The 6,609-nt window shown below is 67.0% G+C and carries 5 protein-coding genes; all 5 read right to left on the bottom strand.

The features are described from left to right. Positions 1–826: mannuronate-specific alginate lyase (locus N7333_RS23510; RefSeq protein WP_279859466.1), on the bottom strand; the 826-nt coding region annotated here is incomplete at its 3' end. Between the two features lie 10 nt (positions 827–836). Beyond that, a complete protein-coding gene (locus tag N7333_RS23505; RefSeq protein ID WP_129483954.1) occupies positions 837–2,267 on the bottom strand; it encodes an alginate biosynthesis protein AlgX in 1,431 nt (476 codons plus the stop codon). An 11-nt stretch (positions 2,268–2,278) separates the two neighbouring features. Next, positions 2,279–3,814, bottom strand: a complete 1,536-nt coding sequence (algG, locus tag N7333_RS23500; protein WP_011921102.1) for a mannuronan 5-epimerase AlgG — start codon at positions 3,812–3,814, stop codon at positions 2,279–2,281. 11 nt (positions 3,815–3,825) lie between these two features. Beyond that, positions 3,826–5,265 carry an alginate export family protein gene (locus N7333_RS23495; RefSeq protein ID WP_148117495.1) on the bottom strand — a complete coding sequence of 480 codons (1,440 nt, stop codon included), beginning with the start codon at positions 5,263–5,265 and terminating at the stop codon, positions 3,826–3,828. Between the two features lie 14 nt (positions 5,266–5,279). Continuing rightward, on the bottom strand, positions 5,280–6,609 hold a 1,330-nt coding region (gene algK, locus N7333_RS23490), incomplete at its 5' end, for an alginate biosynthesis TPR repeat lipoprotein AlgK (protein ID WP_279859465.1).

Genomic DNA, 6,609 nt, shown 5'->3' with positions numbered 1-6,609 from the left:
GGTTCTCGCCACGCAGGTCGACGCCGTTGGCCTGGGCGAAGGCGGCGATCATCGCCAGCGGCGGCAGCGCGTAGTTGTGGTAGGCCAGGGCGCGCTGACGGCGGCGCATCTCGTTGTCGAGAAAGCCTTCGTCGTCCACCTGTCCGGCGGCGATGCGGAACTGGCTGACGGACCAGTCGAACAGGTCGCGGCGATCGCCGATCACCGCCACCGCCATCACCGACCAGGCGGCCCAGTAGCTGTGGTTGTTGATCTTCTTCAGCGGCAGGTCGCTCCACTCGCGCACCGTGTGTTCGGCCAGGCGCACGAACCAGGCTTCGATGCGCTCGCTCTGCTGCGGGTAGTCGGCCAGCGGCTGCGACTCGGAGAACTTCAGGCGCAGCCAGGCGCCGGCCAGGCTGCCGAGGGCCCATTTGCGCATCGACTTGCCGGTGTGGTTGTACTGCTCGGACTCCAGCGCATCGGCACTGGCCCAGTGGTCGAGCCACTCGATGGCGCATTCCAGGCGTTCGCGCTGACCGGTGCGCATGTAGCCGGTGATCAGTCGGCCGGCCTCCTTCTCCAGGCGGGTGATGCCTTCGGTCTGCTTGCGGAAGTTCTTCTCCGCGTTGCGGTTGAGCGTGGCGCGCGCGCTGTCGGAGCCGGCGTACTTGCTGGTGAACTGCAGTTCGCCGGTATAGGGCTGCGGCGGCGCCGAACAGGCGGGCGCCTTGCCGTCGCGCTGGCCGACCGGCGCGTGGTAGCCCGCCGGCGGCTGCAGCTCGGCGAAGGCCGGTGCGCTGAGCAGCACGGCCAGGAGCATCAGGGGGGCGAGTCGTCTGGGCATATATGCCTCCTCAGTTGCCCGCGGTGCGCTGCGCGACCTGCTGGCCGGCATCGTTCGGGCGCTGGCACAGGCTGGCCTGCACTTTCAGGTCGTCGGCACTGTCCTCGGGCTTTTCGATTTCCAGGGCGAAGAAGTTCTGCTCGCCCCAGCCCGGCTCGTCGCGCAGTTCCACGGCGAAGCGGCCGTCGGTGTCGACGGTGTGCGGCTTCTCCAGCTTGAGCTGCTCGCGGCGGCCGTTGAGGTACCAGATGGTGGCGTCCACGCGCTTGACCGACGGATCGCTGAACTGCAGATCCAACTGGTGGCGATTGCCGGCCAGGGTCAGCAGATTGTTCTCGCCGTTGACCAGCACCTCGTTGCTGCCCGGGCGCAGGCGCGTTTCCTTGCTGAGCACCTGGTTCTGTCCGCTGCAGCCGTTGCTCAGAGACGCCATCAGCTGGCGGTGGATGCGGTCCGAGGCCAGGTCGTAGAGCGGCGAGAATTCCCAGATGAGGATCTGCGGCGGATCGTTCTGGAAGGCATCGCTGGCCAGGTACTCGAGCATCGCGCCCTCCAGACCGCCGCCGGGGAAGGCCGCGTTGAGGATGTCGGTGCCCAGGTACTCTTCGAGGAAACCGCCGAAGTTGTAGTTCTTGCCGCTGTGGCTGGTACCGATCAGGGTGATGCGCGGGCTGCTCTCGTCACCGAACAGGGCGTCGCCGTCGCTGGCGTCCTTGGGCTCGGTGACGAACTGGTCGACGTACTGCACCGCGTAGCTGGTGCCGCACAGCTGGCTGGCGACGTTCTGCATGGTGCCGGTCTTGCCCATCAGGCCGATGCGCTCGGTGACGAACTCCTTGCGCGGGATATCCTCGAAGCCGGGGATGCGCTTGACCGTCTCGGCCACCAGGCGCGCGGTGCGTTCGGCGCCGTAGGGCGTCCAGTGCTGGTCGCGGCGGAAGTAGAACTCCTTGTCGCTGTTCTCGTCGGCCAGCGGCGTCAAGTCCGGCACCCAGATGCCCAGCTGCTCGAAGCGCGTCAGCGCCTGGCGATAGTTGCGCAGCGCCTTGTCGTAGTCGAAGCGCTGGTAGTCGGCCGGCGACAGCTTGTTGCGATTGACCAGGCCGCGGGTCGGTTGATAGACCACCACCAGCTCGACGCCGCGCTGCTTGAGCCCGTCGCGCAGCTCCTTGAGGCGCTGGTAGCCGATCTCGCTGGTGCCGAACTCGGTGCGCAGGTCTTCCACACTGCGGAACAGCCAGCCTTCCTCGGCATCGAGCAGGGTGATGAAGTTCTTCATGTAGTTGGTGGTGTACAGGCTGGCGTCGTGGGCGGCCGGGCACAGCGAGCAGCAGTCCTCGACCTGGTATTCCGGCGCCTGGCGCTCCTGCGCCTGCAGGGCGGTGCTGGCCAGTGCGCAGGCAATGGCCAGGGAAAGGGATTTGAAGGGCGATGGGATCATCTTTGGCCTCATCAATTGGTCAGTTTCTCGGGCTGGATCGGGTCGATCAGCACGGGCAGGCGCTGGCGCACCATGAGGTCGAGGATCTGCTCCTGCTTGTCGCCGAGAATGCCGGCGAGCTGGATACCGCTGCTCTTGCGCGGGGCGAGCATCTTCACGCGGTACAGCTCGACCGACAGCGGCGAGTCGATGCTGATCGGGCTGGAGCCGTTGCCGGCCAGGGTGCCGCCGACGATGATCATCGACACCTTGGTGTCGAACGGGTCCAGCTTGAGGTCGCGGTCGGTGTCGGAGAGGTCGCGGATGTGGCCATACACGCCGGTGAGCTGGTTCATCGCCGAAAGGTTTTCGTAGAGGCGGATGTTCTCGCTGTTGCGGATGCGGATGCCGTGGCGCTGGTTGCCCAGCACCTGGTTGCCCCACAGCAGGTTGTCACTGCTCTCGTACAGGGTGATGCCGTCGGAGTGGTTGCCGTACACGCGGTTGTAGGCGATCAGGTTGCGTTCGCTGTTACGGTCGATCACCACCCCGGAGAGCTTGTTGTCGAAGCTCTCGTTGTTGATGATCCAGCTGTCGTTGACCTCGCGCGAGATGATGATTCCGTGCTTCTTCTTGGTCCCGAAGACGCGGTTCTCGGCGATGATCAGGCCGTGCGAGCGGTCGTGCGGGTCGATGCCGTAGACGATGTTGTCGCGGTAGGTGTTGCCCTTGATCACCACGTTCTGCGCTTCGTAGCAGTAGAAGCCGTACCAGTGGTCGATGAATTCCGAGTCGATCAGCCAGCCGGTCGGCTCCTCGCGCTGCAGGCGTTTGTGCATGTTCGGCGTGTACTGGGTGATCGACACGCCGTAGGACTTGGAGGTGTCGTAGCCCAGGCTGGTCAGCACGGTGCTGGCGATGTACAGCTCGCTGCCGCCCCAGGACACCAGGAAGGGGCGGAATTCCTTGCCGTTGTCGCGCATCGTCGCCGGGCCGTTGTCGGCCTCGCGCCAGGCGGTGATGCGGGTCTCGGTGAGGAACATCAGGCCGTCGTTGACCAGGAACGAGCCGCGCTCCTGCGACAGACGCAGCTCGCGGGTTTCCTTGCCCACATGCAGCGCCGCACCTTCGGCGACGACGATGGGCAGGCGGGCGATGTACACGCCCGGCTCCTGCTCTTCGAACTGACTGTCGGGCAGGGCCGCGGCCAGGTCCTGAGCGGTGACCAGGCCACCTTCGATGAAGATCGCCATGGGCATGCCCTGCTGGCGCTTGACCCACTCGCGCAGGCGTTCGTTGCCGCCGGTGAAGTCCTTCAGCGCGTCCTGGCGCAGCATGCGGCGCACCGCCACCTGGCCCTTGGCGCCTTGCGGAATCTTGGCCAGCACGGCGTCCAGGGTGTAGCCGGACAGGTCCGGCAGCTCCGGGGTTTCCAGGTGCAGCTCTTCGGCGGGTGCGGTACGCACGCGGTAGTCGAACTGGTGCTCCAGCGGGTTGGCCTGGGCCAGCGGCGCCAGCAGGTGCAGGGCGCCGAGGAGCAGGGGAAGAGCTAAGCCGTTACGTTGCATGGTCCGATCCCTCAGAAGCGCCAGATGAAGTCGACGAAGGCGCGGTGCATCACCGAGTCGGTGCCGCTGCCATAGGCGTCGCCCGGCAGGAATACCCCGGCGCGCAGGCGTACCAGGGCCGAGCGGTCTTCCAGTTGTTCGGCCACCGAGGCCGGCAGCAGGCCCTGCTTGAAGTAGCGGGTCAGCACCAGATCGACTTCCTGGCCGATGTCCTTCTCGCCGGCTTCCAGCGGGGCGGTGATGCCGCTGTCGCCCACGTCCTGATCGCTATCGACGCGCCAGAAACGGTGGTAGACCAGGCTGGCGTCGTAGTCTTCGCCAAGCTTCCAGGAGCTGAAGGCACTGGCCACCTGCAGGTTGGAGAGCTCGCCGCGGAAGGCCTCGCCATAGCGGTGCAGACGCGATTCGACACCGGTGAAATTGGCGCGGTTGCTGTGCAGGCCGGTCTGCATGAACTGACGCGACTTGCCGTCGTTGCCGCCGCCGCTGCCACGGGCGTAGGCGGCGCCGATCTTCCAGTTTTCATCCAGGCTGTAGCGCAGACCGAGGTCCATGGCCCAGGCATCGACGTCCTGGCTGCGCGAGCCGGTGGCGATGCGCTCGCTGCCGACCACCTGCTGCTGCAGCTGGTCGGTGTCGCCCTTGAGCCAGGTCATCTGCGCCCAGTAGTTGAGGCGATTGCGCGAGTTGCGCTCGAAGAAGCCGCCGTCGGCGTGCAGGCCGAACCAGGTCAGGTCGCCGGTGTAGCGTTTGCTCAGTTCGTCGACGCGCTCGCCGGCATTCGGCAGGCTGCCGTCGTCGCGGCTGTGGTGCAGCTTGGCGCCGATGCGATGGCCGGGCGTCCACTGATAGTTGAGGCCGGCGAAGAAGTGCCGACGATCCTCGTCTTCCGGCGCCAGGTCGTCGAGGTCGGTGCGGTATTCGGAGAAGCGTTCGGCGATACCCAGGTTGGCCTGCAGCAGGGTGGTGTCGAAGTTCCAGTGCACCGCTTCGATATTGGTGTCCCACCAGGTGCCTTCGTCGCTGCGCAGGCGCTGACGGCCGACGCGCAGATGCTCGCCGGGGTAGGCGGTGAGGCCGCGGTAGTCGACCCAGAACTCGCGCATGGCCAGGTAGCTCTTGTCCGGCTGGCGCGCGTCGCTGCGCTGCGCGCTGCTGTCGTCGTCGTTCTGCAGCGGGTCGGTTTCGATGGTGTCGGTGGCGGTCACCGCCTGGCCCATGGCGAAGGCGCTCCAGTTGCCGCGCTCGCCGTAGGCCCAGGGGCGCAGGTCCAGACCGATACCGCTGACATCCCCGCCGCTGCGGGTGCCGAGGTCACGGTCGTCCTCGGACTGGGCCGTGATCTTCACATCCAGGCCGAAGTTCTTCGGCGCATCCGCCGCCCAGGCGGCGCTGGCCGCCAGCAGGCTGGCGCCGAGGCCCAGCTGGCTGGCAATACGGTTTAACTGCATGCGTGCATCCTTGTTCATGGCTGGCTGACCTGCAGGGCGGCCTGCTGCTGCAGGACGATGCCGCGGGCCTCGCGCTCTTCGCGCAGCAGGCGCTGGCCCTCGGCCAGTTGTGCCGGGGTCAGGCTCTCAGCCACCTCGTGTGCCAGCTCGAAGGTCGGCGGCGTGTTGCGCGGCAGGGCCAGCTGGCTGAAGACATAGGCGTTGACCGGGTTGGGTTTGACCCCGCGGCCCTGGCTGAACATCTGCGCGAGAACGAAGTCGGCGCTGAGCTGGCCGGCGCGGGCGGCGCTGAGCAGGTGATCCAGCGCCTGCTGGGCATAGACCTCGCCGAGGTAGCCGCGCAGGTAGATCTGCCCCAGGTAGTAATTGGCGCTCGGTTCGCTGGGCGCGGCCTTGCGCAGGTGCTCTTCGGCCTTGCGCGGTTCCTGCGGCAGCAGCTTGCCTTCGTAGTACAGGCGTCCGAGCAGCAGTTCGGCGCGCGGCAGAGCGGCCTCGCGGCCTTTCTCCAGGTAGCCGAGCAGGGTTTCGGTGTCGCCCTGGGCCGGGTAGTCGTAGAGCAGGCGCGCCAGGCTGACCCAGGCGGCTGGGTAGTCCGGGGCGATGGTTTCCAGAAGGTCCTGGGCGAGCTGCGGTTGCGGCTGGCCCAGCTCGGGGTCGCTGAGCACCTGGGCCACGGACTCGACCTGGTTGGGCGAGACGCTGCCGGCGCGGTAGCCGGCGAGAAGACGGTCGAGCAGGGCCTGACGGTCATCCTCGCGGTTCTGCTTCTGGTACACCGTGGCCAGCTCGGCATAGCAGGCATCGTTGCTGGCCAGGCGCGCCTGGCAGATGCGCTCGATCTCGCCCAGGTGCTGGTCGTAGGTGCCATCGGTGCGGTACAGGAGAATCTGCGCCAGTTCTGCCTGCGGCAGACCCTGCTGGCGCCAGTCTTGGATACGTTGCGCGAGGTTCATGGCGGGAAAGTCCTGTGGGTAGAACAGGTAGAGTTCGGTCAGCGGCAGCAGCGCGCTGGGCTCGCGAGCCTTGGCCGCGCTTTCCAGCAGCTCGGCGGCCTCGCGGCGCTCGGCCAGGGTGCTGCCGGGCTTGCGCGCCAGCAGCTTGCCCAGGCGCGCCTGGGCGCGCGGCGAACCGTCCATGGCCTGGCGGTAGATGCGCTCGGCCTCATCCAGATCCTGGCTCTGGCCCTTGGCGGCGTAGATATCCGCCAGGCCGATCTGCGCGTCGCCGTAGCCCATCTCGGCGAGCTCACGGAAATGCCATTCGGCGGTCTGCTGATCGCCGCGCTGCAGCGCTTCGCGGGCCAGGCGCTGGTCCGGCAGCCCGGCGCAGCCAGCCAGCGTGGCG

It is taken from the genome of Pseudomonas sp. GD04158 (genome assembly GCF_029834875.1).
In the GTDB taxonomy this organism is placed as follows: Bacteria; Pseudomonadota; Gammaproteobacteria; order Pseudomonadales; family Pseudomonadaceae; genus Aquipseudomonas; species Aquipseudomonas hydrolytica.
Note: the sequence above shows the minus strand (reverse complement) of the source record. Positions and strands in the feature narration are given on the sequence as shown.

Bases quoted from the DNA above. Each gene is read 5' to 3' on its own strand.
- N7333_RS23505 (WP_129483954.1), bottom strand. From the start codon at position 2,267: ATGATCCCATCGCCCTTCAAATCCCTTTCCCTGGCCATTGCCTGCGCA.
- algG (WP_011921102.1), bottom strand. From the start codon at position 3,814: ATGCAACGTAACGGCTTAGCTCTTCCCCTGCTCCTCGGCGCCCTGCAC.
- N7333_RS23495 (WP_148117495.1), bottom strand. From the start codon at position 5,265: ATGCAGTTAAACCGTATTGCCAGCCAGCTGGGCCTCGGCGCCAGCCTG.